The sequence below is a fragment of the Thermosynechococcus sp. genome, assembly GCF_025999095.1.
GTDB lineage: Bacteria > Cyanobacteriota > Cyanobacteriia > Thermosynechococcales > Thermosynechococcaceae > Thermosynechococcus.
Genome location: NZ_AP024678.1, coordinates 2,215,145 through 2,240,669, shown reverse-complemented (window position 1 = coordinate 2,240,669; position 25,525 = coordinate 2,215,145). Strand labels below are relative to the sequence as shown.

Below are 25,525 nucleotides of genomic sequence, written 5' to 3'. Positions count from 1 at the left end.
GTGCGGCGGCGTCAATCCCACCCTTTGCAACTGGACTTATTTCCCTTCCTCTCGATCTTGGCCTGTACCATTGGCACCCTGATCCTATTAGTGGTGGTCATCAGTGCCAGTAGCCTTGGCCGAGAACGCACCAATGTGCAAATCTTGGCGCGGGAAAATGCCCAAAATCACGGGCGAACCCCCCGCTATCTAGAGTGCCGTCGCGAGGGAGCAATCATTTATCCCCAAAAAGTGCTTGTGCCCAAAGCAGACCTTGACAAGCCCACCTCCACCTTGGCGATTTTGTTGGCTAATCTAGGTCGCCAGCGCGATCGCGAGTACGTTATTATTGCCGTGCGTCCCGATGGCTTTGACTGCTTTGAGGAGGTGCGCCACCAAGCAGAACAAGCGGGAGTTGCTCTCGGTTATGAACCTTTCAATGCGGAATGGGAGTTGTGTGTGCCAGCGCCGGGGCGAGGTCATTGCCCCTAGGGCGATCGCCAGAGGACATCGGCCATCCGACACACCTGCACCATGGCTGCCACATCATGGACGCGCACCATGTCCACCCCCTGGGCAATGGCATGGCAACAGACCGCTGCGGTACCCCAAACTCGGTCTTTAGGATGGGGCAGGTTTAGGACATCGCCAATAAAGCGTTTGCGCGATGGACCGAGCAGGAGGGGATAGCCGAGACTTTGAAATTGCCGCAGTTCTCGCAAAAGGGTGAGATTTTGGGGGGTAGTCTTGGCAAAGCCAAGACCTGGGTCAATCATCAGGTGTTCTGGGGGAATGCCGCTGGCGATCGCCCGCTGGGTTTGTTCCTGAAAATAGCGCAGCAAATCGCCGATCAAATCCTCGTAGTCAGTTAATTGCTGCATGGTGGCTGGGGTTCCCCGCCGATGCATGAGGATATAGGGCACCCCCAATGCCGCTACCGTGGCAAACATCTCAGGATCCGCCTGCCCCCCTGAAACATCGTTAACAATATTGGCACCGGCTGCCACCGCTGCCTGGGCAACCACCGCATGGGTGGTATCAATGGAAATGGGAATCTGGGACTGCTGACGGATGCCCTCGATTACGGGCAATACCCGAGCCAACTCAGCGCTAATGGGCACTTCACTAGCTCCCGGACGGGTGGACTCCCCCCCTACATCAATAACATCAACGCCGGCGGCAACCATGTCTAGGGCATGGGCAACGGCACTGGCAGGATTAAAAAAGTCACCACCATCGCTAAAACTGTCGGGGGTGATATTCAAGATGCCCATAATGTAGGTGCGCTCTCCCCACACAAAGGTGCGATCGCCCACAGACCAACCCTTCATGCCTCAGTCTCTCCTTGGCGTTTGGCGTGCAACTGCAAAAGAATCCCTTGGTGGACAGCGTGGGTAATGGGATAGAGATAGGCCAAAATCATCCCCACAATGAGAAAAAACGTTGGCAAAGGTCCAATGGCAATGCGAATTGCTAAAAGTGCCGACGGCGGTTGCACCGGCGCTGGCGCCCCGGCGACAGTAGAAATGTAACCCGCCCCCTGCAAAGCCTGACCCACTAAGAACAGACCGAGGGCAAGACCAATTTTTTGCAGCAGCACCATAAAGGCATAAAAGATCCCCTCCCGCCGCTGACCACTCTGGAGTTCATCTAGATCAATCACATCGGGAATCATTGACCAAGGGATAAGATAAGCGGTCGCAACCCCAAAGCCCGCCAGAATTGCACAGATATATACCAGCGCTGTCTGTCCTGGTTGCAACAAAAAGAGACCAGCCTGGGCAATGATCCACAGGCTCATCCCCATGAAGTACACCGCCTTCTTGCCCAGGCGACGACTCACAGCACTCCAGACAAAGAGCATGATCATAGCGGTTCCTTGAACCGTCAGCGCCACTTGGGTATAGGCAGCGGCGGACATTTGCAACCAATCGCCAATAAAAAAGGGAATCAGCGAGGCAGTAATTTGCACCGCCAGCCAAGAACACAGGTAGATTCCCATCACATAAAGAAAGGGACGATTGCTAAACACCAGCCGCAGTTGCGTCTTCAGCGGTAAATGGCGCTGCTCAGGCGTGGGGATACGGCGTTCAAACGCCTGCACCCGCTGCCGTGTTCCCCAGACGCACCAATAGATGGGCAAAACGGACAAGACGGCGGCAATGCCCCCGAGGATCAAGTACTGGGCTTGGGGATCGGGAATGTTCTGGAAAACGACCTGAGCAAGGAGTAAGGAGCCAATGCTGCCCCCAATGGAAAAGGCAAAGCGAAAACTATTGAGACTGGTGCGTTCGTTGTAATCTTCAGTGAGTTCTGGGGTCAGGGCGGTGTAGGGCAGGTTTACCGCGGTGTAAAACGTGTTAAACAATAGGCCAATGAGGACGTAGTAGCCAAAAAGCAACCCTTGATCCGTTGTCGGCACCCACCAGTTCAAGAAAAAACTCAAGCCAAAGGGAATCGCGGCTGCCATCATCCAGAGGTGGCGGCGTCCCCACTTGCCCACGGGGGTGCGATCGCTCAGGTAGCCGATGATCGGGTCATTCATGGCATCCCAAATTTTGCCAATCATGAGTACGCTTCCCGCCAAGCCAGCATTGAGTCCAGCCACATTGGTCAAGAACACCATCAGGAAAAACACCTGTAAATTGGCAGTGATGGCAGTTCCAAGATCGCCGGCGCCAAAGGCAAGTTTTGTCGATAGGGAAAGGGGCGGACGGGCGCTGGTGGCAGCAGCATTTTGGCTGAATGGGTCTAATGGCATGATGCTTTGTCCATATTGATTGTTTTTTAACGATTAGCCAGCAACTGCAACTGCCCATTGACTGGCCCATTGTAGAATGCGCTGTACCTGTTCAGGTGTTTTCCCTTGGCAGTAGAGGCGCAGCAGAGGTTCGGTGCCACTAAAGCGAATCAGTAGCCAACCGCCATCGGCCAGATGAAACTTGTAGCCGTCAATGGTGTCCCAGTGGCTCACGGGACTATCCAAAATCTGGGTGAAGGGATGCTCCCCTAGGAGCGCTTCTAGTTTTTGCCGCTGGGCCACGGACGTAAGGGTGAGATCAACGCGATCATAGGCACTGTAAAAGTTCGTCGTTACCTGCAACTGCTGATAGTATTCCCCCACGCTTAAGCCGGAGGTCACCAGGGCTTGTAATAGGTACAGTGCCGACAGGAGGGCATCTCGCTCAGGGAGATGGTGGCCATAGCCGATTCCCCCTGATTCTTCACCGCCTAAGAGGACAGCTTCCCCAGCCAGTAGGCGATCGCCAATGTACTTGAAGCCAATGGGTGTTTCAATCACCGCTAAGCCATGGTGGGCTGCCACTCGTGCCACCAGATCGGAACAGCTGATAGACTTAATCACTGCCCCTCGATAGGGACTGTGCTGTGCTAAATGGTCAATCAAGATGGGAATCATTTCTTGGGCAGTGTACAGTACCCCCTCACCATCAATGACCGCCAAGCGATCGGCATCGCCATCAAAGACTAAACACACTGTAGGGGTGGCACTGCCTTGTTGGCGCAGTTGTTCTTGGGTAGCGGCTAAATAACGGCCAATGGGTTCAGGGGCGCCGCCGCCAAAGAGGGGGTCGCGCTCCCGTCGAAACTCCTCTATGGGCCAAGCCAACAGTCGCTCTAGTCCTCCGGCAGCGACCCCATGCATAACATCGGTACAGACGTGCAGTTTACCGCCGGCGATCGCCGCCCGAATGGGGCTGGGATCAACATGAGTGCGCAACGCCGCACAATAGCTGGGCCACGGATCAAAGACTTGATAGTCTGTTTTGGCCTCACCCACGGGTGGCGGCTCCCCTTGAGCTAACTGCGCTTCAATGGCTTGGGTGACAGGTGTTGACACTGACCCACCAAAAGCGCCCTTCACCTTCAGTCCGGCGTAAAGGCCGGGATTATGGCTAGCTGTAATCACCAGTCCACCGATGGCCTGCTCCGCTTTGACAGCCCAGCTAAAGGCCGGTGTTGGTGCCGCACAACTAGAAAGCCAGACCTCATAGCCTTGGCTGACCAGTAACTCGGCAACAACTGCTGCACAGTGTTCTGCCAAAAACCGGCGGTCGTAGCCGACAATGATCCGCGGCGTCCTGCCATCGCCGTAGGTCTGATAGAGGACTGCCGCCGCTGCCTTGGCTGCCCGCAGCAGACGGTTAAAGGTAAACTCAGCCCCAATGATGCCGCGCCAACCATCGGTACCAAAGCGAATTGGGGCATCCTCAGGAATTAAAACTTGATCTAGGCGCAGGACAGAACCAACCATAGAGCGCAAGACCCAAAACCCCTCTGAACATATCATGCGGCGGCACAGCCCTTTTCCGAAGGGGAAAGACGGATGATATAATTATTGCGAATTGTTAATTAGGCGATGGGCACTGCTGCTAGGTGCCTTTTGGCGATGACTGATCTCTAGTAGCCTAAACTTGCATCACCTTTAGAGAGGTATTGAACACTATGGCATTTGTACAAGAACCCCTTCCCTTTGATCCGGGTGCCCTTGAGCCCTATGGAATGTCTGCGAAAACCCTTGAATTTCACTATGGCAAACACCACAAGGGCTACGTGGATAACCTCAATAAACTGACTCAAGATACCGAACTCGCTGACAAATCCCTTGAAGATGTCATTCGCATGACCTATGGCGATGCTGCCAAGGTGGGCATCTTCAACAATGCCGCCCAAGTGTGGAATCACACCTTCTTCTGGAATAGCCTCAAGCCGGGTGGTGGTGGTGCGCCTACGGGTGATGTGGCTGCTCGAATCAACAGTGCTTTTGGTAGCTACGACGAATTCAAGTCCCAGTTCAAAAATGCGGCAGCAACCCAATTTGGCAGTGGCTGGGCATGGCTGGTGCTCGAAGCTGGCACACTGAAAGTAACTAAAACTCCCAATGCCGAAAACCCCTTGGTTCACGGTCAAGTGCCCCTACTGACGATTGATGTGTGGGAGCACGCCTACTATCTCGACTACCAAAACCGTCGTCCCGACTTCATTGATAATTTCCTGAACCAACTGGTGAACTGGGATTTTGTTGCTAAGAACTTGGCAGCTGCCTAAGATTGCCAATTTTTTGATTTGGCTGTTACTGAATGACGTCACTCACTCCCCGTTCCAGTTGAGCGGGGTTTTTTGTTGTCGAGGAGTGATTCAGCCACAACTTTAGAATAGAGTTAAGTTAAGATTAAGAAAAAACTAACCTTGGCTAATAAACGTTAGTTTGATGATGGTATGCCTTTGGGCGTTGAGCAAAGAGGGAGTCCTATGGAAACCCTAGGGCATGTTGCATACGCTGCTTTTGAAAAGTACTACCGCAAAATTAGCAAACATGAGCCAGGGGTGATTCGCGATCGCGATGTTGAGGCGATTCATCAGATGCGCGTGGGGCTGCGCCGCCTGCGAACGGCTCTGGAGGTGTTTTGTAATACGGTACGGTTGCCCAAGGGAGTTTCCATTCAGCGGGTACGGGCGATCGCCGGCAGCCTCAGTCCCGTACGGGATTTGGATGTGATGATGCTGGCGCTCAAGGAGCAGTATTACCCTCACCTGCCCCGCTGTGAGCAACAACAACTGGCCAAGCTCATTAAAAAGCTCGAAAAGCAACGGGCAGAACTGCTGCAAAAAGCGCTTCAATTGCTGCGCAGCGATCGCTATCGCAAGTTGCAACAGGGGCTAGAGGAATGGCTAGCTGCCCCTCAATATCGTGAAATTGCCGACTTACCCACAGAACTGATTGCCCCAGATATCCTATTGCCCTTGGTGTGTCAACTCCTGCTGCATCCCGGGTGGCAAGTGGCCATTGAATGGCAGGGCGATCGCCCCCTCTTCTTGGCAGTCAGTAACCCGCCCCAGTGGCTGCAAACGGCGGGTGACGTTCTCCATGATCTGCGCAAGCAAACCAAGCGGGTCCGCTACCAAATGGAACTCTTTAGCAGTGTCTATGGAGACGCCTTCAGCGAGCAGGTGGCTGCCTTTGCTCAGTTGCAAGAACTCCTAGGGACACTTCACGATGGCGTGGTCCTTGATGACTTTTTCCGTACCCAACTCGGACTCAATCTGCGCCAAGCCTCTCCTTGCCTCGCCGAAATGATTGCCCTTGAACAAACACGCCAGTGGCAAACTTGGCGCTGTCTGCAGCAGGAATACCTCAGCCCTGAAAAACGTCATCAAGTGCGCTCGCTGCTCCTGATGCCCCTAACAACCATGAGCGCCAATGGCCACTCCTTCGCTCATCCGCTGATCTCCTCTGCCAACTGACAGAGGGGGGTGGGTAATGGTAACAATTGATTTTCAATTGCTAGGGGGCGATCGCCCTTGTCATTCCGTATGCGACGATAGAAAGAAAACCCCTGCCAGTCGAGGAGAACAGACAACGAATGAGCGTTATGGAGCAACCAGCCCTAAGCGTAGGTCTGCGAGTACGTGTCAAAACTCCCACCATTATCTATCACCATCCCAATCACCGCAATAAACCCTTTGATATTCAAGGAATGGAGGGGGAAATTTGCGCTATTCTCAGCGACTGGCAAGGCCGTCCCATTAGTCCCAACTACCCAATTCAGGTGCAGTTTAGTCCCAAGTTCATTGCCCATTTACACCCGGATGAGCTGGAAGTAATTTAGGTACGCTCTATATGCCTCCCCGTTGGCCCCGTCAGCCCGATCGTCGTGATCCGAGCTATCGCCGCTTGGACGATCGCATGAATTTTGCCGTTCATGTTGCCCTTTTTGCTGCCGTTAACTCTGGGGGCTGGTTTTGGCATCAGGTACAACCCACGGCGGTGCCTTTCATGCCAACCGTAACGCTGGGGTGGTTAGCATTGTTGGCAGGCCATGCCCTCTACGTGTTCGCGATCGCCCGCTATACAGAATGAGGACTACAGGCTGCAATTGGAGCAGGAGGGCATCAAGCATGTCAGAGTGTTCCAAGCATCGCAGAATCACCTACAGTCCCGCCTTTACCCTGGTGCCTACCTACGAGTGCTTTAATCGTTGCACTTACTGCAATTTTCGGCAGGACCTCGGCACCAGTGGCTGGTTGAGTTTAGAAACAGCCGCAGAGCAGCTAAGGGCACTGTCTTCGCGGCAGGTGCGAGAGATTCTCATTCTCAGCGGCGAAGTCGCCCCCAACAGTCCCCAGCGTTCCCAATGGTTAGGGCGTCTCTACGATCTGGCAGCCTTAGCCTTGGATCAGGGATTTTTGCCCCATACCAATGCGGGTCCCCTCAGTCGCACCGAAATGGCTTATCTCAAAGGGGTAAATGTCTCGATGGGGCTGATGCTGGAGCAGTTGACCCCTAAGTTGTTGGACACCGTGCATCGCCATGCCCCCAGTAAGGATCCGCAAATTCGTTTACACCAACTGGAACAGGCCGGGGAGCTGGGTATTCCCTTTACCACGGGATTGCTCTTGGGGATTGGTGAGACCCCTGCAGATTGGGCCGCAACTCTCACGACAATAGCTGAGTGCCATCGGCGCTGGGGACACATTCAGGAGGTCATTTTGCAGCCCCACAGTCCCGGTCAGCATCAAACAGAGCGGCTACCTCGCTTTGATCTGAATCAATTACCCCAGGTGGTACAGTGGGCGCGATCGCTCTTGCCTGAGGACATCACGATTCAAATTCCTGCAAATCTAGTCACCGATCCCCAGGTCTTGCGGGCGTGCCTAGAAGCCGGCGCTCGCGACTTGGGGGGCATCGTTCCCTTTGACCATGTCAATCCAGACTATCCCCACCCCGATCTGGCGGCCCTGAGGGAACAATTAGACCGTTGGGGATGGGAACTAGTGCCACGGCTCCCAGTCTATCCACAGTTTCTGGATTGGTTGCCGCCGCCCTTGCAGGAGAAGGTTAAGGCGGTTCCTGTTTAAGCTGGAGTCCCAGTTGATAGATCTCCCGCCGCGAAAGCCCCGTCAGATCCGCCAGTTGACGGCTGGCCTGGGTCAGAGAAAGACCTTGGTTGAGCAGTGTTGCCAATTCCCTGGCTAGACCATTGGGATTCACAGCCAGCGAAGGTTCAGGGGCACCGGCTAAAACCAGGGTGTATTCGCCCCGGGGGGGATGCTCCTGCAGATAAGTGCAGGCAGTACCGAGGGTTCCCCGCCAAAATTCTTCGTGGCGCTTGGTAAGTTCGCGGGCAAGGACAACAGGGCGATCGCTCCCCAAAACCTGACATAACTCTGTTACTGTTTGCACCAAGCGATGGGGGGCTTCATAGAGAACAATTGTGCGCCTCTCCTGTTGCAGTGCTGCTAGTCGCTGTTGGCGATCGCGCCCCTTAGGCGGCAAAAACCCTTCAAAACAAAAGCGATCCATCGGTAAGCCGGCAGCCATCAGGGCCGTTAGGGCAGCATTGGCGCCGGGAATCGGCGTCACGGGAATTGCTGCCGCAATACAGGCGGTAATTAATTCATAACCAGGATCCGACACCCCCGGTAGGCCCGCATCACTGACGAGCGCGATCTGTTGACCTGCCTCTAGGCGCTGAAGCAATTGGGGGACTCGCTGTTGAGTATTGTGCTCATGGAGACTAATTTGGGGTGTGGTAATGCCAAAATGCTGTAACAGGCGACCAGTGTGGCGCGTATCCTCGGCGGCTATGAGATCCACTTCCTTGAGAATACGCAGGGCACGAGTGCTCATGTCCTCAAGGTTGCCAATGGGGGTGCCCACCACCCACAATTGCCCAATGCCCATTAGGAGATTTTTTCTGCACTGAGAATAAAGATGGGTTCCACGGCTGCAAAAATTTGGTGGCCGCCCCGCGTTTCCAGACGATTAATCACTGATTGCACCACCTCTAGGCTGCGGGCTTGGACTGTCGCGAAACCCTCAGAGAGGGCATAGAGATTTTCTAAGCTACTGGCGATCGCCACCAAGCGACCACCGGGGGCAAGATACTCCCACGCTCGCAGTAAAACTTCTTTGATGGGGCGTCCCCCCTCCAGGCAAATCCGCTGCGGTGTGTGACGTAACTGCGGAAAGCAGTCTGGAGCCAAACCGGCAACAATCTGGACATTCTTGACCCCAAAGCGATCGCAATTGCGCTGAATCAGATCAACGACTTCCTCATCCCGTTCAATTGCAATCACCTGTCCCCGCTTTGCCAAGCGCGCTGCCTCAACCGCGATCGTACCTGTGCCTGCTCCCACATCCCAAAGGCAAGAGTCCGGTTCAAGCCGTAAATAGGAGAGCATCAATAACCGCGTTTCCCGTTGGGTGAGGGGAATACCTGGTAATCGCTCAAAGAGACTATCGGGGATACCCGGAGTGACAAATGGCCAGGGATCCGCCGTCATAGAAACAACCTAAAACCCTTAAGCGTTGCTGCTTTGGGCGAGGAGCCGTTCTTTGAGCTGTGCTAAGGCATCTGCCCAGCGGGGATCGGGTTGAGCAGCTTCCGTATCCATAGAGCTATATTCAGCTGGCGCAGAATTGACTTGAGTACGCCGCCCATTATTTTTGTTATTTTTGCGGTTATTGCTGCGGTTGCTGGCAGTGTTTTTTTCTGCCGCTGCTTCTTCTTTTTCCTTAGCTTCAGACTTAGGCTTATCGTTGGCCTTTTCAATCTTGAGGGGATTGTCCTTAAAGGTGTAGCCGTTGAGTTTCTCAATCACTTGATCCGCCACTTCTTCGGACTCGACGGTGACAAAGCCAAACCCCCGGCACTTGCCCGTCTTACGATCCGTAATCAGTTTAGTGGTACCCACTTCGCCCACTTCTTGGCTAAATAGGGCTTCTAACTCTTCGCGGCTCAAATCACGCGGCAGATTGCCCACATATAAACGCACAGACATAAAGAAACCTCCCTTAGGCAGCTTAAAAACAACACGGTTGCAAAATGGACAGTCGGGCGTGAGAAACCGCTCGTAACCAAGGTCTAGAGCCAAGAATGGCACGCAAAGACCCTGCTTCTGTTAGTGGTGTGGAATGTCTAAATTGGTTCACAACGATTGTTGCTAATTGAGAACCCTGATCGATGGAGCAGAGCAAAGGCAATGAGCGCACTTAGCTCTTGAGTTATCTCTACTTAGAGTACCACGCTTTCTCCACCTAGGGCTAGGATTTTGCGGAAAATTTTGCTGTGGCAGCACAAACGCAATGTGGCACAATAATCAATGCTGTTTTTGCGATGTGATGCCTGTGACTCCGACTGCTGTGCCTCGTCGGCCGGTTTTTCCCTTTGCGGCAATTGTCGGTCAAGACGAAATGAAACTGTCATTATTGCTCAATGTCATTGACCCCAAAATTGGTGGGGTGATGATCATGGGCGATCGCGGCACGGGCAAATCAACCACCATTCGTGCCCTGGCAGATTTGCTGCCAGAAATTGAGGTGGTTGCCGATGACCCCTTCAATAGTCACCCCAGTGATCCCGATCTCATGAGCGATGCCGTGAAGGTGGCCGTAGCAGCCGGTGAACCTATTCACACGATCAAGAAAAAAGTACCCATGGTGGATCTGCCCCTGGGAGCCACAGAAGATCGCGTGTGCGGCACGATTGACATTGAAAAAGCCCTTGCTGAGGGAGTAAAAGCCTTTGAACCGGGACTCTTGGCCAAGGCAAATCGCGGCATTCTCTATGTGGATGAGGTGAACCTGCTGGATGATCACTTAGTGGATGTCCTACTGGATGCCGCTGCCTCCGGCTGGAATACCGTTGAGCGTGAGGGCATTTCCATTCGTCACCCAGCACGCTTTGTCCTAGTTGGCTCTGGTAACCCCGAAGAAGGGGAATTGCGACCCCAACTGCTGGATCGCTTTGGCATGCACGCTGAGATTCGCACCGTCAAGGATCCAAGCCTGCGCGTGGAAATTGTGGAACAGCGATCGCAATTTGATCAAAACCCCGAAGCCTTTTTGGCGAAATACCAGGCGCAACAGGAAGCCCTGCAAGCTAAGTTAGTCGCCGCCCAAGCCCTATTGCCCAAGGTCACCATTGACCACGAGCTGCGAGTAAAAATTTCCCAAGTGTGTGCTGAGCTGGATGTGGACGGCCTGCGGGGAGACATTGTCACTAACCGCGCCGCCAAGGCTTTGGCTGCCTTTGAGGGACGCACAGATGTCACCGTTGAGGACATTGCGCGGGTGATTGTCCTCTGTCTGCGGCACCGACTGCGCAAGGATCCCCTAGAGTCCATTGACTCCGGCTACAAGGTGGGCAAAGTCTTCCAAGAGGTCTTTGGTGTGGAGATTCCTGCCTAGGCTCCGATGATTGCAATTGCCCTAGTCCGCACTCGTAGAGCGATCGCGCCACCCCTTTTCAGGCATTTGTTCTTTACGCATTTGCTTTTTGAGAAGTTCGCGCAGGGCATTTAACAGCCCTTGATGAATTTCTGCGAGGGATGCCGCTGGGGAAACATCTGCCAACTGAGTCAACTCTTCACAGCTGATCCCTTGATTGCGGTGAACAAGGCCATTGCGATATTAATCTCACTTCAATAGCGCACCCTGTGGCGGTAGTTTCCCTCAGGATCATGGAAACCTGGCGCAACGCCAAATTCCCGATACAGTTCATCCAGTTGAGGGGGCCATCCGCCCCAAAACTGCGAACAATTCCATTGCGGCACCGCCAGCTGACCTGCTGATTGCCCACAGTCAGGATAAGTGTTTTCATAAAAACTTGATTTGGAAATAGCTACATAAAGCTACATCAGGACGATGCTATGGTGCTGTTTCTGGATTGAGGAGGATGCTCAAGGGCGATCGCCCCCAGGTAACCGCGGCGATAGTCCTGCAACAGTTGCCTGGCTGCCCGTTCCAAGTCACCATGGTAGCGGCTAGCAGCAAGGTCATAAAGGTAGGTCTCACCGGTGTCGCTAAGGGCCAGACCGTAGCGCTCCCTAAGGCGATCGGCATGCCCCAACTGTTGCATGATATCCACAAGCATTGGTGCCACCCGACAGGGATCGTAGGCAGCTTGACCAATGTCATCGCAAATGGCCAGTTTTACCGCCGCCTCCTGATTCTTGAAATTCATGGGCAATACCCCTGGGGCATCCAAGAGTTCAAGGGCAGGGGACAAGCGCACCCAGCGCAGTTGCCGCGTCACCCCCGGACGCGCTGCACTCTCAACCACCCGCTGCCGCAAGAGGCGATTAATGAGGGCTGATTTGCCCACATTGGGAAACCCCAAAACCACAGCTCGCACGGCTCTTACTTGCATGCCCCGCTGTTGACGGCGTTGATTGATGGCCGCCCCCGCCCGTACCGCAGCCTGTTCGAGTCGGCGAATCCCTTCACCCCGCTGCGCATTGGTGAAAAAAACTGTTTCCCCTTGGGTCTCAAACCATGTCAGCCACTGTTGGCGATCGCGATCGCTAATCCTATCCATTCCATTGAGCACTAAGAGGCGCTGCTTGCCACTAGCCCACTGACGAATTTGGGGATGGCAACTGGCAAGGGGAATGCGTGCATCCCGCACCTCAAAGATCAGATCCACCTGTTTCAGTTGTTCCTTGAGGGCACGTTCTGCCTTGGCAATGTGGCCAGGATACCATTGAATGATCGGACCCATAGAAATTCCACCCCCTTTTTTTCAAAAACAATAGAGCGATCGCCCCCCATGAGTGGCATTAAATTGGTTTCAGGCAATCATCAGTGTCTTTTGAATAGATAAAAGACTATAGTTGCGCACCTCTGATTAGAAACCTATAAACAAATCTAAAGATTGATAACCCAAACCTATAGAATAATTAAGAATCTCCAAAGCAAAAGTTATTGCATTGGGCATCAACTAAGCTGATGCTAAGCATAAGACCTACGACCATATCACAGGCTTGCGGATGGTTGCATCATCTCGCTGAGTTTTGCGTTGCTCAATTTTGCCCCATTTTCGGGGAATCGTAGCGTTCACACTACCCATTGCAAAGGTTGCCCGTAGAGATTGCTCTATTCGGCACAGTAACTGTTAAAGAGGAAAAACGTCTATGGCCTATACGCAATCCAAATCCCAGAAAGCTGGGTATCAGGCAGGGGTAAAAGACTACCGCCTGACCTACTACACCCCTGATTACACCCCCAAAGATACCGACATTCTAGCGGCCTTTCGTGTCACCCCGCAGCCAGGCGTGCCCTTTGAAGAAGCTGCCGCCGCCGTTGCCGCAGAATCCTCGACAGGTACATGGACCACCGTCTGGACCGACCTGCTGACCGACTTGGATCGCTACAAAGGTCGCTGCTACGACATCGAGCCCCTGCCGGGTGAAGACAATCAGTTCATCGCCTATATTGCCTACCCGCTGGATCTCTTTGAAGAAGGCTCTGTCACCAACATGCTGACCTCCATTGTGGGGAACGTGTTTGGTTTCAAAGCCCTCAAAGCTCTGCGCCTTGAAGACCTGCGCATTCCTGTGGCTTACCTGAAGACCTTCCAAGGGCCACCCCACGGTATCCAAGTGGAACGCGACAAATTGAACAAATATGGTCGTCCGCTCTTGGGCTGTACCATTAAGCCGAAGTTGGGTCTGTCGGCGAAAAACTATGGCCGCGCCGTTTATGAATGCTTGCGCGGTGGTCTGGACTTCACCAAAGATGACGAAAACATCAACTCTCAGCCTTTCCAACGCTGGCGCGATCGCTTCCTGTTTGTTGCTGATGCCATTCACAAAGCCCAAGCAGAAACCGGTGAAATCAAAGGGCACTATTTGAACGTCACCGCTCCTACCTGCGAGGAAATGTTGAAACGGGCAGAGTTCGCTAAAGAACTGGAAATGCCCATCATCATGCACGACTTTCTCACCGCTGGCTTCACCGCCAACACCACCCTCGCGAAATGGTGCCGCGACAACGGCATCCTGCTGCACATTCACCGCGCCATGCACGCTGTGATTGACCGTCAGAAAAACCATGGGATACACTTCCGGGTATTGGCCAAGTGCTTGCGGATGTCTGGCGGTGATCACATCCACACCGGTACTGTTGTCGGTAAGCTCGAAGGGGATAAAGCCGTTACCCTCGGCTTTGTCGATCTGCTGCGGGAAAACTACATTGAGCAGGATCGCTCCCGTGGCATTTACTTCACCCAAGACTGGGCCTCGATGCCCGGTGTGATGGCTGTGGCCTCGGGTGGGATTCACGTTTGGCACATGCCTGCCCTCGTGGACATCTTCGGTGATGATGCAGTGCTGCAATTTGGTGGTGGTACCTTGGGTCACCCTTGGGGGAATGCACCGGGGGCAACTGCAAATCGGGTTGCCCTGGAAGCCTGTATCCAAGCTCGTAACGAAGGTCGTGACCTCGTGCGCGAAGGCGGCGACATTATCCGCGAAGCAGCTCGCTGGAGTCCGGAACTGGCTGCTGCCTGCGAACTCTGGAAAGAAATCAAGTTCGAGTTTGAAGCGCAAGACACGATCTAGCTGGTGGAGTTGGGGTTCAATCGGAGCTAAGGCAACGATTTCCCCGTAGGTCTATGGATGTCAAGCACATTGCCAAGCAAACCACCAAAACCCTGATTAGTTATCTCACCTATCAGGCGGTGCGAACCGTGATTGGGCAACTGGCCGAAACTGATCCACCGCGATCCCTCTGGCTACACCAGTTCACGAGTCAAGAAAGTGTCCAAGATGGTGAACGTTACTTGGAAGCCCTCTTTCGCCAACAGCCCGATCTCGGTTTTCGCATTCTCACAGTACGCGAACATCTCGCGGAAATGGTGGCGGACTATCTACCGGAAATGCTACGTGCGGGCATCCAGCAGGCCAACTTGCAACAGCGCTGTCAACAACTGGAGCGGATGACCCAAGTCTCTGAAGCCAATGTTGAGGGCAGCAACCCAGAAACCCCTGAATAGTTTGTTGACTGTGAACCAATTGAGGAAGCTATGAAGACACTGCCTAAAGAGCGTCGTTACGAAACCTTCTCCTACCTGCCTCCCCTCAGTGATGCCCAAATTGCTCGCCAAATCCAGTACGCGATTGATCAGGGCTATCACCCCTGTGTGGAGTTCAATGAGACTTCCGATGCCGAAACCCACTACTGGACAATGTGGAAACTGCCGCTGTTTAACTGCACTAATGCCCAAGAGGTGCTGAATGAAGTGCAGCAGTGCCGCTCGGAATATCCCAACTGCTTCATTCGTGTTGTTGCCTTTGACAATATCAAGCAGTGCCAAGTGATGGGCTTTATTGTCTATAAGCCCAATCAGACTAACAGCGGCTACAGCGGTTATCGCTATTAAAGCTGAGATTTCATTACAGTTGAATTGCAGACTAGGGGGGAAACACCCCCCTAGTCATCCCGCTGCGTTTGACAGGCCAGCGATCTCGACACGAGAGCTGGCTGTGCCTTTTTTACTTGTCAGGGTTGGCTTTTGTCATCGACACCCAAGGATTGGAGTCGGTGCTCAATAATTGCCAGTTGCTGTTGGGCGGCAGCCAATTGTGCCTGGGCCGTAGCAACCACCTCTGGCTGGGCTTTGTTGACAAAATTAGGGTTGTTGAGGCGAGCTGTTAAAGATTGAATGTCTTTCCTGAGGCGATCGCCCTCCTTCTGGAGCTTCGTTACCAAGGCCTCCAGATCTACGACCCCCGCTAGGGGAATGAGCACCTCGCTCTTGCCAACAACACCACTAAAGACCTGCTGTGGAATTTGCAGCCCAGTGCCAATGGTTAAGGACTCGAGGCGAGCCAAGTGTTGAATATCAGCAGCTCCAGCTTTGAAGATGGATGCTTCCTCAGCACTTGCCTCAATCAGGGCGGCAATATACAATGCCGGCTTAATCCCTGCCTCTGCCCGCAGATTCCGAATTGTGCGGATGGTTTCAATCAAAAGACTAAATTGGGCTTCAAGCTCAGGGTCAATGGCGCGGCGATTCACTTTCGGGTAGGGTTGTACCGCTAAAACTTCACTATCTCCCACCTGATGCAGCGTGTGCCAAATTTCCTCTGTAATGTGGGGCATGAAAGGATGGAGCAGCTTCAAGGTGCCATCGAGCACCGTGGCCAGTACTTGCTGAGCAGTGCGCTTGGCTTTGGCGTTTTCCCCTTGTAAACGAGGTTTCACCAGTTCAATGTACCAGTCGCAAAAATCTCCCCAGATGAATTCGTAGAGTCCCTTGGCCGCCTCTCCCAGCCCATAGCTTTCAATGCGCTCGCGGGTGGTTTGAATAGCTGTATGGTAGCGACTGAGAATCCAGCGATCGCTAGTGGTCAAGTCCTGGCGTCGCGGGGTTCCCAACTGGCTGGGGGTTTGTCCCTCTAGATTCAGCAGCACAAAGCGGGAGGCATTCCAAAGTTTGTTGGCAAAGTTGCGCGCCGCCTCGACGGTTGCCGACTCATCGGTTTTGCGGTTGTAGGCCAAGCGAATATCCTGACCAGCGCCCACGACTTCCTTGACCAAGCTATAGCGCAGCGCATCAGTGCCGTATTTTTCAATTAAAATCAGTGGGTCAATGCCATTATTGGCGGACTTGGACATTTTTTTGTTGTTTTCATCCCGCACCAAGCCGTGGATATAGACATCACGGAAGGGGATTTTACCTGTGAAGTACTGACCCATCATTGTCATCCGTGCCACCCAGAAAAAGATAATGTCAAACCCAGTAACAAGGGTGGTGTTGGGGTAATAGCGGCGATAGTCTGGCGTATCATCAGGCCAACCCAACGTAGAAAAGGGCCATAGGCCAGAGGAAAACCACGTATCCAATACGTCTTGATCCTGCTGGAGTTCAATGTCCTCGCCAAATTGGGCAATTGCCTTGGCGCGGGCAGCCGTCTCATTCATTGCCACCACAAAGGGAGTATCATCGCGCACTTCGCCCTCGGTTTCACTGACCACGTACCAAGCGGGAATTTGATGCCCCCACCACAGTTGTCGTGAAATACACCAATCCCGCAAGTTCACTAGCCAATCCCGATAGACCTTTGCCCAGCGATCCGGAATAAAGCGAGGGGAATGCCGTCTATCTAAGGCTTTGAGGGCGGCATCCGCCAAGGGACGAATTTTCACAAACCATTGGGTAGACAGCAGCGGTTCAATGGGGACTTTGCCGCGATCGCTATAGGGAACGGTGTGCTTATAGTCCTCCACCCGCACCAAAAAGCCCTCCGCCTCTAGACGAGCCACCACCTGTTTACGAGCCACAAAGCGGTCCAGACCCGCAAACTCACCGGCATTCTCATTGAGCGTGCCATCTTTGTTCATCAGGTTAATCATCGGTAGGCGATGGCGTTGCCCCATGACAAAGTCATTGGGATCGTGAGCAGGAGTGACCTTGACACAGCCGGTGCCAAAGGTGGGGTCCACCAAGGGATCCCCAATAATCGGAATCTCCCGATTCATAAGCGGCAGGCGCAGTGTTTTGCCAATCAAATGGCGATAGCGATCGTCCTCTGGGTGAACCGCCACTGCCGTATCCCCCAGCATTGTTTCCGGACGGGTTGTGGCCACCTCCAAATACCCTGACCCATCCGTCAGGGGATAGCGCAAATGCCAGAGATGCCCCTGCACCTCACGGTTTTCTACCTCTAAATCCGAGACCGCCGATTGACTGGAGGGACACCAGTTTACTAAATACTTACCGCGATAGATGAGTCCTGCTTCATAAAGTTGATTAAAAGCTGTAAGAACTGCCCGCGACAGCCCCTCATCCATCGTAAAGCGTTCCCGCGACCAATCCACCGACAGCCCCAAGCGGCGAATTTGGCCGACAATTGTCTTCCCTGAGGACTCTTTCCATGCCCAAGCTCGCTTTAGATAGGCCTCCCGTCCCAAGGCAAAGCGGTTGGTGCCCTCCGCCTGCAACTGTTGATCCAAAATCGTGCTAACGGCAATACTGGCATGGTCTGTCCCCGGCAGCCAGAGAACATTGCGGCCAATCATGCGGTGATAGCGAATCAGAACATCAATCAGGGCATGCTCAAAGGCGTGCCCCATGTGCAAGCTACCGGTGACATTAGGAGGCGGAATGACAATGCAATAGGGTTTACCAGGGTGGTTGGGGTCCGCGTGAAAGACACCACTGCTTTCCCAGAGCTGTTGCCACTTGGCCTCCGTTTGCTTGGGATCGTATTGACTGGGGAGGGTAATCGCGTTGGTCATGGGTTGCTGCACTACTCCAAGGCGCCTAGGCCATCACCATACCACCATCCACATTGAAGACTTGCCCCGTAATGTAGGCGGCTGCCGGATCCAAGGCTAAAAAGCGCACCATCCCCGCCACTTCTGTGGGTTCGCCATACCGTCCTAGGGGAATGAATTTAAGAATCTCCTCTGCTTTGAGTCCAGCTGTCATCTCAGTGGCAATAAAGCCGGGGGCAACGGCATTGACGGTAATACCTCGACTAGCGAGTTCTTTGGCCACGGTTTTGCTAAACCCAATCACACCAGCTTTGGCGGCACTGTAGTTGGCTTGGCCGGGGTTGCCCATTTGCCCTGCCACCGACGCAATGTTGATAATCCGTCCCCGCTTTTGCTTGAGCATCAGTTTACTCACCGCCCGGGTACACAGAAAAACCCCTGTCAGGTTCAGGTTAATCACCGCCTGCCAGTCCTCGAGGCTCATACGCAGCAGCAGCGTGTCGCGGGTAATACCGGCATTGTTGACCAGTACATCCACACGGCCATAGGTTTCTACGGTTTTGGCTACGAGAGCATCGACCTGCTCAGGGACAGACACATCGGCAGCGATCGCGATCGCTGTCCCCCCTTGTTGTTCAATCATTTGAACCACTTCAAGGGCCGCCTCAACAGAACGGGCGTAGTTGACAACCACAGTGGCTCCTTCCTTTGCCAATTCGAGGGCGATCGCCCGACCAATTCCCCGTGAGGCACCAGTGACAATGGCAACGGCTGCTTCGCTCAAATCAGTTCTCTCCTAAGGGCAAAAATGCTGCACGTATGGATAACCCATCACAAATTTTAACAGCGGATGTTACCCCTTTTGGGGCTAGGGCCTGTCATCGCAATTGATCAGCAATCGAGGCGGTATTGTTAGGCAGAGCGATTTAGCCACGCAAATACTGCCTCTAGGTCAGTGAAGTCTAGAAGTGCTTCTGCCAAAGCTTCGAGTTGATTGGGAGAGAGGTGACGAATGCGTTCTTCAAGCTCGCTAGGCACACTCCCAAACCGCCGCCTTAACTGGCGCAAGACAACTAGCACTTCTCCTTGTTGCTGTCCTTGTTGCATCCTTGTGATCCTTGTTGTAAGCCTTGTTGCAATCCCTGTTGTAATCCCTGCTGCAAGCCTTCCTGAAGTCCTTCTTCTCGTCCCTCTTGTTTTCCCTCTTGTAATCCTTCCTGCCCGCGCCTCAGCATACACCTCCCGATAAAACCGTGTCCGCTTCAGTTCCTCAGTGGTAAACCCCAACATCCGCAACACCTCCTCCCGACTCAGCTCCGTGAACTTGTACAACACAATCGTCGTGATTAACTCTATTATGACTGCTGACTTTGGGGCTGCTTCCCCCTGCGTGCGCTCAGCCAGTAACCTCGCCACTCGCGGCATCTCTGCCTCAGGCAGCACCATCAATTGCATCAACCCCACACTCAAGGGCAAGCTCTCCGGCGACCCCAATTCATTGAGATAGACGCGGCGCAGGCGCGGACTATGGACCAACAGGTCATAGGGGTCAAAAGACTCTTGCTCCGTTTGCCGATTGGGATAAATCACCACCGCTTGCCAGTCCGCAAAGGTGGAGCGATACAGGCGCAGATAGAGAAAAATCTCCGCAAAGAAGCGTTCATAGAAGGTGTTATCCCGCTGAAACTGCACCTCACAGAAATAGACCGTGCCCGCAGGGTCAGGGGGCACAAAGACGCCATCGATGCGAAAGGCGGTTTGCTTCAGCTCGACTGAGTCAAAACGATACCCCTGAGGGATGTCTTTGCCCAACAGGTCAAAGAGGGTTTGGGGCAGTTGGGCAAATAGTTGGTAAAAGAGGGAATTGCGGCGCATGGGTTCCCTAGAGCGATCGCTCCGACCAGAAACTTCAGAAAACTTCAGAACTAGAGGGTTATGGCAGCAGGGATTCCCCCTATGGTAAGCTGGAGACAGCATAGAATATGTTGTGGTTTTGCATAGATCTTTATGGCAACGTACTATTACATTCTCGCAAGCAAAAAGTTTTTAACTGAGGAAGAACCCCTTGAGGAAGTGTTTCGCGAGCGGCAGCGTCACTACCGGGAGCAGGGTAAAGAGATTGATTTTTGGCTCGTGCCAGAGCCTGTCTTTTTAGAGCAACCCCAGTTTGCTGAACAGAAGGCGCGTTGTCCGCAGCCTGCCGCAGCCATTATCTCTACTAATCAGCAATTTATCCAATGGCTAAAGCTGCGCTTGGAGTACGTCCTCATGGGGCAATTCACCAGCGAGGAGGTTCCGAATCCCCTTGCCTCCCTGGCAAGTGTCTAGGGACAGACTTGCACAACAGTGGGATTTTGTTGACGGTAGTCCTTGAGCCAATCACAGGCGCTTGTTAGTAACTGTCCTAGGGTGGCCAGCGGGCTAATCCAGACCTCATCATCCTCAGTACCGATCGCCACATAGAGTTGATCGCGGCCACTCACATCAATGCTGTAGGGAATGGCAGAAATGCGGTCAATCAGCATAATGAGCTGGCCTTTTTGGTTCCAAACCCGCACGCTGCGATCGGGGGAGGCAGTGGCAATCATTTCACCATCAGGACTCAGAGCTGAGACTCACAATACTCCGCTGGTGAGCACGAAACACACGGGGATTGCTGGGGGGATTTTGGTCGTGAATTGACCACAAATAGACTGAGCCGCTTTCACCAGCCGCCGCGAGGAATTGGCCATTAGCACTGAATTCAAGACTGGCAAGCCATCCTGCACCAGGGCTCAGGCGATAGGCAAGGCGATTGCTCTCAAAATTCCAGACCTCAATTGTGCCCGTAGATCCCGTACTCGCGAGCAGGGGGAGTGCCGGATGAAAGCTGAGGCTCCAAATTTCACCTGCACTTTGGCGCTGTTGAATTTTCTCTGGCCGCTGGAGGCTAACGAGATAAATGGTGCCCTTTTCATCGCCTGCCGCCAAGTACCGCCCTTGGGGATCCATAGACAGGGTGTAGAGCGGAACCTTGATGGGGAGTTGCCAAGTCTGTTGGGACTGATCTGCCAGGTTCCAGATTACCAATTTTCCCCCTTTGGTGGCGATCGCCACCCGTTGACCACTGGGACTAAAGAGCACTTGGTTGATGCCTTGGAGATCGAGAACTGGGGTGGTGGCGAGAAGGGTGCCATCCCTTCGCCAGTGCTTGACGCGGCCATCTTTGCCGCCTGTGACCAGCGTGGCTGCCGGAGGATCGAGGGCCACTGTCCAAATACTTTCTTGATTGGCAAGCCAGTGTTCCGTGCGGTAATGATCGAGGTACCACAGCGTCATTTGCCCCCCGCGATCGCTACTGAGGAGGACTGACCCCTTTCGATTAAAGCTGACCGTATTGATCAGGCGTTCATGACTTCTCAACTCAGCAATCAATTCACCTGTTGGCTGCCACAGACGCATGGTGTTATCTGTGCTCAGGGTCAATAAACGATAGCCCACCGCAGATGTGCCCACAAAATACACTGGAGCCGCACTGACGCGCCATTGATTGATTTGTTGCCCTTTGGTGTTCCAAAGGCGAAGGGTGCCATCTTTGCCCACCGTTGCCAGTTGACCAGTGCTAAGATACGTCAAACTAGTCTGGGGAACGGGAAGATCGGCTTGGACTTGCCATTCTTGGAGCAGTTTCCCCTGACGGGACCAAATCCGAATCCAGCCTTCCTCATCGGCAGTGGCCAAGCGATCGCCCCTTGGCGCGTAACTCAAGCTATTAATAGTCTGGCCAGGTGTCGTCAGTGTTGCCAGTAATTCACCGGTGAGACTCCAGCGCAGAATCTCCCCTGTGGTTGTGGTGGCTGCCACCTCCTGCCCCTCTGGACTAAAGCGGAAGTTGTTGATGGGCAGAGCAGGCAAACGCCGCTCAAGAACGAGTTTTTGGGGCTCGATACGCCACAGGGAAATTTCGCCCTTGTCATTGAGCAGACCCACGCGATCGCCCGCAGGGCTAATCCGTGCCAGCTTGACATTGCCAATCTTTAAAGACTGGGCGTGGAGTCGCTCGCCGTTCACTCGCCAAAACTCCACCAGGCCACTTTCACTAATGCTCAACTGCTGACCGTCGGCAGTCAAAAAGGCACCCATCAGGGGGGTATTTTCACTCCGCCATTGGTTGCGGGCTTGAATGTGATCGAGGAAAAAATTGAGCACAAAGAGGGGGCGCGTGGTGGGGTATTGACTCAGAGGGCGATCGCCCACCAATCGTTTTAAGTCATGTCCTGCCTGAATCCCTGCCAGCAGAGCGGGCAACTCTTGGCTTTGAAACTGTTCTAGGAGATCGTTACTGGTTTGCTCAAGGGCTAAACTTTCTTGGCTGGCCTGCAAATCGGCGTAGGTTTTGGCCAAAATTGCCGCTACCCCCAAGGAAATCACAGAAACAATGCCCAGGGCCATGAAAGCCCGCTGGGTCAAACGACTGGCTTTGCGGCGAGCTGCCTCCAGAATTTGATTGGCGGCACTGATCGCTTCTTTTTCTTTGCGCTCAAGGAGCAGCGTATCTTGAATTGCCCTTTGGTTGGCTTCTTGACTGGCAGAAAGGTACTGATAATCCAGATCACTGAGACTTTTGCCACTGGCCCAGACCAATGCTTCCTCAAGAGCTTGTCCCCGCAGCAGACGAGAGCTATCACTCCCGCCAGAGCGCAACCATGCTTGGAATTCCTGACTATAGGGGCGCAGTTGTGCCAACTGTTCCTCAACCCACTGGGCATGAAAAACTTGGGCATAGATGGGGTTAAACACCTGCAACTTACCTTGGCGCTGACACACCAACCCCGTCAAAGCGAGGGCGCGCTGCTCACTACTGCCATCGAGGGGAACACCCCCCGTTTCTAAAATGCGCTGATAGAGACCCAAGAGACGACCAATGCGCTGTTCATCGGCCAGCAAGCGATTGCGAATGGTCTTTAGGTGTTCGGGTTCATCTTGGCGCTCCCAATCCTGAAGAATATGATCTTGGACAAACTGGGCTAACTGCTGGCGGAGGGTTAACGCTGGCATGAATGACCCGTGCTGTTGCAGGAGGCGACAGAGTTTTTGGGTTAGGAAGGGTTGGCCGCCCGTCCAGTGGAGGATCTCCGCCAAGAGTTGATCGGGGTTGTCGCTCAGGTGGGCAATGCCCTTGCGGAGGGGGGTGGCTTCCGCAAGGGTAAATCCCTGTAGATCAATAGCACGGCCAATGTTAAAGGGAGTGCGCTGCTTGTCTTGAACCAGTTGATCGGGGGTGGCCACGCCCAAAAGGGCAAAGGTTAAGCGCTGATATTCGGGGCAATCCGCCCGCTGGTTGTAGCAGGCACGAATCCAAGCAAAAAAATCATCGGTGGCAGAAGGGCAGGCTCAACAGACTATCAATCTCATCAATGAAAATCACCAGCGGTTCGCGGGTGTGGGCTAAGTAGCACCGTCTTCTACAAAGTCGCTGAGGCGTTGAATCGGCGATACAAGCTGGCGATCGCGCCACCAAGCGCGCAACGACACCACATCGGTTAACTGAAATCCCTGAATGAGAGCGCCAACAAAGCTGGCATACCACTGCTCCGGCTGAATATTTTGGCTGCCAATTTTGGTAATGTCGAGGGCAGCGCAGCGGTACCCCATTGTCATCAGTTGCTGCATCACCTGCACCCGCAAGCTGGATTTGCCCATTTGCCGCGAATTGAGAATATAACAAAACTCGCCAGCGGTGAGGGCAGCCAAGAGAGCGGCATCCGCTTGCCGTCGGACATAGACCGCCGATGTGGTGGGCAAACTTCCCCCCACTTGATAGGTGGTTGTACCATCCATGGTCTCACCTAGTTCGAGAGAGTCGGCTTCGGTGCTGTTGACGTGGTTTTAGTTCCTGAAGTGGCCTGATGGGCGAGAAATTCTTTTTCAGTGACTTCTCCCGGTTGTCCCATGGGTTCAGAGGGGCCATTATTGACACTCACCTTCACGGCACCGGCATTGCCCGTGCGGATCACCAAGCGTTCTTTGGCCTGCCAACTGCGCTCTGTCCCGGCCTGCAAGGTACCGGCATAGACCACGCGACCGTCTGCCTCCACCTCTAGCCAAGCATCATCGGAGAGAGACAATTTCACTTCGACCTTCTCAGGTACAGTGGGGCTGGGCGGCGGCGTTGCCGTTGCTGTGGGGGTGGGGCTTTGGGACGCCGTAGGAATCGCTGCCGGGCTCAAATCAGTAATGCTTTGCGGCTGGGGGCGAAGGAGATAGGCGAGGGCAGCCACTGCTGCTGCGACCAAAGCAAAGTACATCAGATAGAGATGAATGGGGCGCAACTGCCAGCCTATCTCTCCCCTAGAGACAGTGGGACTATTGGGTCGCTCCCTAGGGTCAACGACCGTTGGAAAACTTGCGGCAATGGTTTTGCCGTCAAGACCAAGGGCATCGGCAAAGCGGCGAATAAATCCTTGAATATAGACCGGTTCGGGCAACTCCTCGAGACTGCCATTTTCAATGGCTGCAAGAATTGACTGGCGCACCAACGTTTTGGCAGCCAACTCCTCAAGGCTCAGACCCAGTTCGAGTCGCTTGTCGTGGAGGAAGGCACCAATTTCTGCCACTTTTTCTGCCTGTTCATTACTGAAGTGAGGCATCACTATCTATCTCCTGCCGTCCGTCTATGCCAATTTGCCAAAAAAGGGATTAGCCATTGGGATTATGCTACAGCAACCAGCCGGGCACCTGCCCTAGAGGGGGGCCTGCCTTTGCTAGGCTAGATTTGGCTTGTAAGAACACCTGTTTTATGACTCAGTTACCTCCCTTGTACGAAGGCAAGGCAAAAATTATTTACCCGACAGCGGATCCAGACATTCTGCTGGCGGAATTTAAGGATGAGGCCACAGCCTTTAATGCCCAAAAGCGCGGCTCAATCCAAAACAAGGGAGTGATGAACTGCGCGATCGCCAGCCATTTGTTTCAGTATCTGGCGACCCAGGGCATCCCTAACCATTTTATTGCCCAGGTGGCCCCCAACAAGATGCACATTCGGCGGGTAGAGATCATCCCCCTTGAGGTAGTGGTGCGCAATCGGGCGGCGGGAAGCCTCTGTCGGCAGACGGGCTTGCCCTTGGGGCGAGAACTCAATCCCCCCTTGGTGGAGTTTTACCTCAAGAATGATCATCTCGGCGATCCACTGCTTACTCCCGATCGGCTGCGTTTATTGCAAGTGGCAACGGAGGAGGAAGTGGTCCAGATGAGGCAAATAGCTCTGGTGGTGAATGGCCATCTGAGTCACTTTTTTGCCCAGTGTGGCATTACCCTAGTGGACTTTAAGCTGGAGTTTGGCCGCCGTCCGACGGGGGAGATTCTCTTGGCCGATGAAATTAGCCCCGACAGTTGCCGCCTTTGGCATCAGGGGGAAGAGGACCCCCAAAAGCGCATCCTCGACAAAGATCGATTTCGTCAAGATTTGGGGGGCATCGAAGATGCCTATGCCCTTGTGATGCAGCGAGTGTTAGCCCAGAGCGTGAGTTAGCAAGAGGCAGG

26 protein-coding genes and 1 pseudogene are annotated in these 25,525 nt (G+C 53.7%); 12 read left to right on the top strand and 15 right to left on the bottom strand.

Annotated elements, in window-relative coordinates; genetic code table 11:
• Nucleotides 1-471, top strand: a complete 471-nt coding sequence (locus tag Q0W94_RS10975; protein ID WP_297759027.1) for a hypothetical protein — start codon at nucleotides 1-3, stop codon at nucleotides 469-471.
• On the opposite strand, the gene folP is transcribed toward Q0W94_RS10975, so the two are convergent.
• The 3 genes from folP to Q0W94_RS10960 are packed head-to-tail and all read right to left on the bottom strand — an operon-like array spanning nucleotide 468 to nucleotide 4,252.
• The gene (gene folP / locus Q0W94_RS10970; protein WP_297759024.1) at nucleotides 468-1,310 is read right to left on the bottom strand and encodes a dihydropteroate synthase; all 843 of its coding nucleotides are present in this window, start codon (nucleotides 1,308-1,310) and stop codon (nucleotides 468-470) included. The two genes, Q0W94_RS10975 and folP, sit on opposite strands and share 4 nt — an antisense overlap.
• On the bottom strand, nucleotides 1,307-2,740 hold the full coding sequence (locus tag Q0W94_RS10965) for an MFS transporter (RefSeq protein WP_297759022.1): 1,434 nt from the start codon (nucleotides 2,738-2,740) through the stop codon (nucleotides 1,307-1,309). Before Q0W94_RS10965 ends, folP begins: the two co-directional genes overlap by 4 nt.
• A gap of 33 nt (nucleotides 2,741-2,773) precedes the next feature.
• Nucleotides 2,774-4,252, bottom strand: coding sequence for a phosphoglucomutase/phosphomannomutase family protein (locus Q0W94_RS10960; protein ID WP_297759019.1), 1,479 nt, complete (start codon nucleotides 4,250-4,252; stop codon nucleotides 2,774-2,776).
• Between the two features lie 191 nt (nucleotides 4,253-4,443).
• Between Q0W94_RS10960 and Q0W94_RS10955 the strand changes: the two genes are divergently transcribed.
• From Q0W94_RS10955 to cofG, 5 genes are all read left to right on the top strand, one after another.
• On the top strand, nucleotides 4,444-5,046 hold the full coding sequence (locus Q0W94_RS10955) for a superoxide dismutase (RefSeq protein ID WP_297759017.1): 603 nt from the start codon (nucleotides 4,444-4,446) through the stop codon (nucleotides 5,044-5,046).
• 204 nt (nucleotides 5,047-5,250) lie between these two features.
• Nucleotides 5,251-6,243, top strand: a complete 993-nt coding sequence (locus Q0W94_RS10950) for a CHAD domain-containing protein (protein WP_297759014.1) — start codon at nucleotides 5,251-5,253, stop codon at nucleotides 6,241-6,243.
• 119 nt (nucleotides 6,244-6,362) lie between these two features.
• The gene (locus Q0W94_RS10945; RefSeq protein WP_297759011.1) at nucleotides 6,363-6,608 is read left to right on the top strand and encodes a ferredoxin-thioredoxin reductase variable chain; all 246 of its coding nucleotides are present in this window, start codon (nucleotides 6,363-6,365) and stop codon (nucleotides 6,606-6,608) included.
• A gap of 11 nt (nucleotides 6,609-6,619) precedes the next feature.
• On the top strand, nucleotides 6,620-6,859 hold the full coding sequence (locus tag Q0W94_RS10940) for a hypothetical protein (protein ID WP_297759009.1): 240 nt from the start codon (nucleotides 6,620-6,622) through the stop codon (nucleotides 6,857-6,859).
• Between the two features lie 38 nt (nucleotides 6,860-6,897).
• On the top strand, nucleotides 6,898-7,857 hold the full coding sequence (cofG, locus tag Q0W94_RS10935; protein ID WP_297759005.1) for a 7,8-didemethyl-8-hydroxy-5-deazariboflavin synthase subunit CofG: 960 nt from the start codon (nucleotides 6,898-6,900) through the stop codon (nucleotides 7,855-7,857).
• On the opposite strand, the gene rsmI is transcribed toward cofG, so the two are convergent.
• The 3 genes from rsmI to Q0W94_RS10920 are packed head-to-tail and all read right to left on the bottom strand — an operon-like array spanning nucleotide 7,838 to nucleotide 9,783.
• Nucleotides 7,838-8,683 (bottom strand): 16S rRNA (cytidine(1402)-2'-O)-methyltransferase, encoded by an 846-nt coding sequence (gene rsmI, locus Q0W94_RS10930; RefSeq protein ID WP_297759002.1) that lies wholly within the window; start codon nucleotides 8,681-8,683, stop codon nucleotides 7,838-7,840. The two genes, cofG and rsmI, sit on opposite strands and share 20 nt — an antisense overlap.
• Nucleotides 8,683-9,285, bottom strand: coding sequence for a precorrin-6Y C5,15-methyltransferase subunit CbiT (gene cbiT, locus Q0W94_RS10925; RefSeq protein WP_297758999.1), 603 nt, complete (start codon nucleotides 9,283-9,285; stop codon nucleotides 8,683-8,685). The genes rsmI and cbiT overlap by 1 nt, the downstream gene beginning before the upstream one ends.
• An 18-nt stretch (nucleotides 9,286-9,303) precedes the next feature.
• Nucleotides 9,304-9,783, bottom strand: a complete 480-nt coding sequence (locus Q0W94_RS10920) for an RNA-binding protein (protein WP_297758997.1) — start codon at nucleotides 9,781-9,783, stop codon at nucleotides 9,304-9,306.
• Nucleotides 9,784-10,123: 340 nt separating this feature from the next.
• Between Q0W94_RS10920 and bchI the strand changes: the two genes are divergently transcribed.
• Nucleotides 10,124-11,191, top strand: coding sequence for a magnesium chelatase ATPase subunit I (gene bchI, locus Q0W94_RS10915; RefSeq protein WP_200865518.1), 1,068 nt, complete (start codon nucleotides 10,124-10,126; stop codon nucleotides 11,189-11,191).
• Between the two features lie 21 nt (nucleotides 11,192-11,212).
• Here the strand turns inward: bchI and Q0W94_RS10910 are convergent, their stop codons facing one another.
• The gene (locus Q0W94_RS10910; RefSeq protein ID WP_297758995.1) at nucleotides 11,213-11,356 is read right to left on the bottom strand and encodes a hypothetical protein; all 144 of its coding nucleotides are present in this window, start codon (nucleotides 11,354-11,356) and stop codon (nucleotides 11,213-11,215) included.
• 283 nt (nucleotides 11,357-11,639) lie between these two features.
• Nucleotides 11,640-12,503, bottom strand: a complete 864-nt coding sequence (gene ylqF / locus Q0W94_RS10905; RefSeq protein WP_297758991.1) for a ribosome biogenesis GTPase YlqF — start codon at nucleotides 12,501-12,503, stop codon at nucleotides 11,640-11,642.
• A 412-nt stretch (nucleotides 12,504-12,915) separates the two neighbouring features.
• Here ylqF and Q0W94_RS10900 point away from each other — a divergent pair, with 412 nt between their 5' ends.
• Genes Q0W94_RS10900 through Q0W94_RS10890 form a run of 3 tightly spaced genes read left to right on the top strand, consistent with a single transcriptional unit; the run spans nucleotide 12,916 to nucleotide 15,164 of the window.
• Nucleotides 12,916-14,343, top strand: a complete 1,428-nt coding sequence (locus Q0W94_RS10900) for a form I ribulose bisphosphate carboxylase large subunit (RefSeq protein ID WP_297758988.1) — start codon at nucleotides 12,916-12,918, stop codon at nucleotides 14,341-14,343.
• A 53-nt stretch (nucleotides 14,344-14,396) separates the two neighbouring features.
• Complete coding sequence (gene rcbX / locus Q0W94_RS10895; protein ID WP_024124569.1) at nucleotides 14,397-14,777, top strand: RuBisCO chaperone RbcX; 381 nt, start codon at nucleotides 14,397-14,399, stop codon at nucleotides 14,775-14,777.
• 30 nt (nucleotides 14,778-14,807) lie between these two features.
• The gene (locus Q0W94_RS10890; protein WP_024124568.1) at nucleotides 14,808-15,164 is read left to right on the top strand and encodes a ribulose bisphosphate carboxylase small subunit; all 357 of its coding nucleotides are present in this window, start codon (nucleotides 14,808-14,810) and stop codon (nucleotides 15,162-15,164) included.
• 119 nt (nucleotides 15,165-15,283) lie between these two features.
• Here the strand turns inward: Q0W94_RS10890 and Q0W94_RS10885 are convergent, their stop codons facing one another.
• The 3 genes from Q0W94_RS10885 to Q0W94_RS10875 form a co-directional block, all read right to left on the bottom strand.
• Nucleotides 15,284-18,025, bottom strand: coding sequence for a valine--tRNA ligase (locus Q0W94_RS10885; RefSeq protein ID WP_297758984.1), 2,742 nt, complete (start codon nucleotides 18,023-18,025; stop codon nucleotides 15,284-15,286).
• 25 nt (nucleotides 18,026-18,050) lie between these two features.
• Nucleotides 18,051-18,788 (bottom strand): 3-oxoacyl-[acyl-carrier-protein] reductase, encoded by a 738-nt coding sequence (fabG, locus tag Q0W94_RS10880; protein ID WP_297758981.1) that lies wholly within the window; start codon nucleotides 18,786-18,788, stop codon nucleotides 18,051-18,053.
• 128 nt (nucleotides 18,789-18,916) lie between these two features.
• Nucleotides 18,917-19,879, bottom strand: coding sequence for an Rpn family recombination-promoting nuclease/putative transposase (locus Q0W94_RS10875; RefSeq protein WP_297758978.1), 963 nt, complete (start codon nucleotides 19,877-19,879; stop codon nucleotides 18,917-18,919).
• 132 nt (nucleotides 19,880-20,011) lie between these two features.
• On the opposite strand from Q0W94_RS10875, the gene Q0W94_RS10870 reads away from it, so the two are divergent.
• Nucleotides 20,012-20,332, top strand: coding sequence for an MgPME-cyclase complex family protein (locus Q0W94_RS10870; protein ID WP_297758975.1), 321 nt, complete (start codon nucleotides 20,012-20,014; stop codon nucleotides 20,330-20,332).
• On the opposite strand, the gene Q0W94_RS10865 is transcribed toward Q0W94_RS10870, so the two are convergent.
• The 4 genes and pseudogenes from Q0W94_RS10865 to Q0W94_RS10855 form a co-directional block, all read right to left on the bottom strand.
• The gene (locus Q0W94_RS10865) at nucleotides 20,329-20,592 is read right to left on the bottom strand and encodes a hypothetical protein (protein WP_297758974.1); all 264 of its coding nucleotides are present in this window, start codon (nucleotides 20,590-20,592) and stop codon (nucleotides 20,329-20,331) included. The genes Q0W94_RS10870 and Q0W94_RS10865 overlap by 4 nt on opposite strands.
• Before the next feature lie 7 nt (nucleotides 20,593-20,599).
• Entirely contained in the window at nucleotides 20,600-21,322 is a 723-nt protein-coding gene (locus Q0W94_RS12425) for a WD40 repeat domain-containing protein (protein ID WP_399372415.1), read from the bottom strand.
• A gap of 414 nt (nucleotides 21,323-21,736) precedes the next feature.
• A pseudogene (locus Q0W94_RS12420) lies at nucleotides 21,737-23,824 on the bottom strand (AAA-like domain-containing protein); the annotation flags it as partial.
• An 8-nt stretch (nucleotides 23,825-23,832) separates the two neighbouring features.
• On the bottom strand, nucleotides 23,833-24,633 hold the full coding sequence (locus Q0W94_RS10855; protein WP_297758971.1) for a helix-turn-helix domain-containing protein: 801 nt from the start codon (nucleotides 24,631-24,633) through the stop codon (nucleotides 23,833-23,835).
• A gap of 149 nt (nucleotides 24,634-24,782) precedes the next feature.
• Between Q0W94_RS10855 and purC the strand changes: the two genes are divergently transcribed.
• A complete protein-coding gene (gene purC, locus Q0W94_RS10850) occupies nucleotides 24,783-25,514 on the top strand; it encodes a phosphoribosylaminoimidazolesuccinocarboxamide synthase (protein ID WP_297758968.1) in 732 nt (243 codons plus the stop codon).
• Nucleotides 25,515-25,525 lie beyond the last annotated feature (11 nt).

What these genes read in the sequence shown, in the direction of transcription:
- Q0W94_RS10865 (WP_297758974.1), bottom strand. Translation starts at nt 20,592, where the DNA reads ATGATTGCCACTGCCTCCCCCGATCGCAGCGTGCGGGTTTGGAACCAA.
- Q0W94_RS10855 (WP_297758971.1), bottom strand. Translation starts at nt 24,633, where the DNA reads ATGCCTCACTTCAGTAATGAACAGGCAGAAAAAGTGGCAGAAATTGGT.
- bchI (WP_200865518.1), top strand. Translation starts at nt 10,124, where the DNA reads ATGCCTGTGACTCCGACTGCTGTGCCTCGTCGGCCGGTTTTTCCCTTT.
- Q0W94_RS10960 (WP_297759019.1), bottom strand. Translation starts at nt 4,252, where the DNA reads ATGGTTGGTTCTGTCCTGCGCCTAGATCAAGTTTTAATTCCTGAGGAT.
- ylqF (WP_297758991.1), bottom strand. Translation starts at nt 12,503, where the DNA reads ATGGGTCCGATCATTCAATGGTATCCTGGCCACATTGCCAAGGCAGAA.
- Q0W94_RS10955 (WP_297759017.1), top strand. Translation starts at nt 4,444, where the DNA reads ATGGCATTTGTACAAGAACCCCTTCCCTTTGATCCGGGTGCCCTTGAG.
- cbiT (WP_297758999.1), bottom strand. Translation starts at nt 9,285, where the DNA reads ATGACGGCGGATCCCTGGCCATTTGTCACTCCGGGTATCCCCGATAGT.
- Q0W94_RS10890 (WP_024124568.1), top strand. Translation starts at nt 14,808, where the DNA reads ATGAAGACACTGCCTAAAGAGCGTCGTTACGAAACCTTCTCCTACCTG.
- Q0W94_RS10885 (WP_297758984.1), bottom strand. Translation starts at nt 18,025, where the DNA reads ATGACCAACGCGATTACCCTCCCCAGTCAATACGATCCCAAGCAAACG.
- purC (WP_297758968.1), top strand. Translation starts at nt 24,783, where the DNA reads ATGACTCAGTTACCTCCCTTGTACGAAGGCAAGGCAAAAATTATTTAC.
- Q0W94_RS10950 (WP_297759014.1), top strand. Translation starts at nt 5,251, where the DNA reads ATGGAAACCCTAGGGCATGTTGCATACGCTGCTTTTGAAAAGTACTAC.
- Q0W94_RS10965 (WP_297759022.1), bottom strand. Translation starts at nt 2,740, where the DNA reads ATGCCATTAGACCCATTCAGCCAAAATGCTGCTGCCACCAGCGCCCGT.
- rcbX (WP_024124569.1), top strand. Translation starts at nt 14,397, where the DNA reads ATGGATGTCAAGCACATTGCCAAGCAAACCACCAAAACCCTGATTAGT.
- Q0W94_RS10920 (WP_297758997.1), bottom strand. Translation starts at nt 9,783, where the DNA reads ATGTCTGTGCGTTTATATGTGGGCAATCTGCCGCGTGATTTGAGCCGC.
- Q0W94_RS10875 (WP_297758978.1), bottom strand. Translation starts at nt 19,879, where the DNA reads ATGCGCCGCAATTCCCTCTTTTACCAACTATTTGCCCAACTGCCCCAA.
- cofG (WP_297759005.1), top strand. Translation starts at nt 6,898, where the DNA reads ATGTCAGAGTGTTCCAAGCATCGCAGAATCACCTACAGTCCCGCCTTT.
- Q0W94_RS10945 (WP_297759011.1), top strand. Translation starts at nt 6,363, where the DNA reads ATGAGCGTTATGGAGCAACCAGCCCTAAGCGTAGGTCTGCGAGTACGT.
- Q0W94_RS10940 (WP_297759009.1), top strand. Translation starts at nt 6,620, where the DNA reads ATGCCTCCCCGTTGGCCCCGTCAGCCCGATCGTCGTGATCCGAGCTAT.
- Q0W94_RS10870 (WP_297758975.1), top strand. Translation starts at nt 20,012, where the DNA reads ATGGCAACGTACTATTACATTCTCGCAAGCAAAAAGTTTTTAACTGAG.
- rsmI (WP_297759002.1), bottom strand. Translation starts at nt 8,683, where the DNA reads ATGGGCATTGGGCAATTGTGGGTGGTGGGCACCCCCATTGGCAACCTT.
- Q0W94_RS10900 (WP_297758988.1), top strand. Translation starts at nt 12,916, where the DNA reads ATGGCCTATACGCAATCCAAATCCCAGAAAGCTGGGTATCAGGCAGGG.
- folP (WP_297759024.1), bottom strand. Translation starts at nt 1,310, where the DNA reads ATGAAGGGTTGGTCTGTGGGCGATCGCACCTTTGTGTGGGGAGAGCGC.
- Q0W94_RS12425 (WP_399372415.1), bottom strand. Translation starts at nt 21,322, where the DNA reads ATGACGCTGTGGTACCTCGATCATTACCGCACGGAACACTGGCTTGCC.